This is a genomic window from Sphaerochaeta sp. S2 (assembly GCF_016406725.1).
In the GTDB taxonomy this organism is placed as follows: Bacteria; Spirochaetota; Spirochaetia; order Sphaerochaetales; family Sphaerochaetaceae; genus Sphaerochaeta.
Genome location: NZ_JAEKNT010000155.1, coordinates 1 through 2,264 on the forward strand (window position 1 = coordinate 1; position 2,264 = coordinate 2,264).

General features: G+C 47.9%; 1 protein-coding gene and 1 pseudogene. Both read left to right on the forward strand.

All coding sequences use genetic code 11. From position 1 onward, the window contains the following. Positions 1 to 1,961: acyl-CoA dehydratase activase-related protein (locus JF818_RS04050; RefSeq protein WP_198890695.1), on the forward strand; the 1,961-nt coding region annotated here is incomplete at its 5' end. Next, positions 1,958 to 2,264 (forward strand): annotated as a pseudogene (locus JF818_RS16530) (2-hydroxyacyl-CoA dehydratase); the annotation flags it as partial. The gene JF818_RS04050 and the pseudogene JF818_RS16530, both read left to right, overlap by 4 nt.

A 2,264-nucleotide genomic window follows, 5' to 3' on the forward strand; every position in this document is an offset into this window, starting at 1 on the left:
GCATCATAGACCCTGAGGGAAGACTTCTGTACAGCCAATATGAGGCAAACAATGGCAATCCAGTACAGGCCATCAAAGAGTTCCTGGGACATTTCTACACAACCTATCCCCAAATATCGATTGAAAAATCGTGCTCCACAGGTTATGGCGAGCATCTACTGCAGAATGCCTTTGCCTTTGAGTACTCCCTAGTGGAAACCATGGCCCATTACAAGAGTGCACAGACCTTCCAGAAAGATGTTGATTTCATCATTGACATCGGTGGCCAGGATATCAAGTGCTTCAAGATCAAGGATGGCACCATAGATGATATCTTCCTCAACGAAGCATGTTCATCAGGTTGTGGTTCATTCCTGCAAACCTTTTCCAATGCACTTGGATATTCTCCCCAGGAAGCGGCAGCACTCGCTGTCAAAGCAAAAAATCCTGTCGATCTTGGCTCCCGTTGCACAGTATTCATGAACAGCTCGGTCAAACAAGCCCAGAAGGACGGGGCAAGTGTTTCAGATATCTTTGCAGGATTGGCCATCAGCGTCGTAAAGAATGCACTCTATAAAGTAATACGCTCCACCGACCCAGCAATGTTGGGCAAGCATATCGTTGTACAGGGAGGGACATTCCTGAACGATGCAGTGCTCCGTTCCTTCGAGACGGAGCTGGGAAGTGAGGTGGTCAGGATCAATGAAGCAGGACTCATGGGTGCATATGGCTGTGCCTTGCATGCCCGTGACCAGCACCATAAAGTCCCACAGCAAAGGACTACCCTCTCACTCACACAACTTGAACACTTCACCCATCGTACCAAGACCACATACTGCAAAGGATGCACCAACAACTGTTTGTTGACGATCAATATCTTTGATGAAGGTCGTAAGCTGGTAAGCGGCAATAAATGCGATCGCATTGTCAGCCCTGATACGTTCATCAATAACCCTGAGCAGCTGAATATCTATGCCTTCAAGCAACAGTATCTTTCACATCTGAAGCCCATAAGGGGAGAGAGAGGAAAAATTGGATTGCCTCTACAACTCAATTTTTATGAACAATTGCCATTCTGGCACTCCTTCTTCACTCATCTGGGCTTTGAGGTTGTGGCCTCATCCCCATCAACGAGGGAGACCTATCTCAAAGGACAGTCCACGATCTCCAGCGATACCATCTGCTATCCAGCAAAATTGATGCATGGACATATCAAGGATCTGCTGGAGAAACAGGTTCCTGCCATCTTCTATCCGTGTTCAAGCTACAACATCGACGAAGAGAAGGGAGACAATCATTTCAACTGTCCTGTGGTAGCCTACTACCCTGAGGTGCTTCGGCACAATATCAGTGAGTTGCAGGACGGCTCTGTTACCTTCATCAGTGACTATCTATCGCTTGCCGACAGAGCCTTTCTTCCAAAACGGATGTATCAGGTTCTCAGTCAGTACTACCCTATCAAGAAACAGGAGATCAAGGCTGCAGTGAAAGCAGGGTACGCAAGTCTTGAAGACTACCAGAAAGCCATCAGGGAACAGGGGAAACTTATCATTGAACAGGCACGCAAGAGAAATTGGCCGATCATGGTCCTTGCGGGCAGGCCCTATCATGCTGATGCAGAGGTAAACCATGGAATCGATGGCCTCCTCTTGCAGTGCGGATGTGCAGTAATTAGTGAGGATGCAATTGCTCATCTTGTGGAGAAACAACCTCGAAAGGTACTCAACCAATGGACTTACCACGCCCGGATGTATGATGCTGCCCGTTATGTTACAGGACAGGAGGATATGCAGTTGATCCAGCTTGTTTCCTTTGGCTGTGGGCTTGATGCGGTAACCTCCGATGAAATCAGGGATATCCTTCGAGAAACCGATAAGATATACACCCAGATCAAGATTGATGAAATTGCAAACCTCGGAGCAGTCAAAATTCGCATCCGTAGTCTGCTTGCAGCACTCCAGGAGGCCAAGGAACAGCGATGAGCACACCGTTCACCAAAGAGATGAAGAAGGATTACACCATCCTGATCCCCAATATGAGCCCAATCCACTTCAATATCGCCAAGGAGGTGTTCTCCAATCATGGTTATAATGTGGTACTTCTGGAGAACCAAGGCCCAAATGTTATCCGTGAGGGGCTTCGGTATGTCCACAATGACATCTGCTATCCTGCCCAGCTGGTAATCGGTCAGTTTATCGATGCCATCAAACATGGAGGGTACGATACTGACAAGATTGCCTTGGTCATCACCCAAACCGGTGGTGGTTGCAGGGCAAGCAACTACC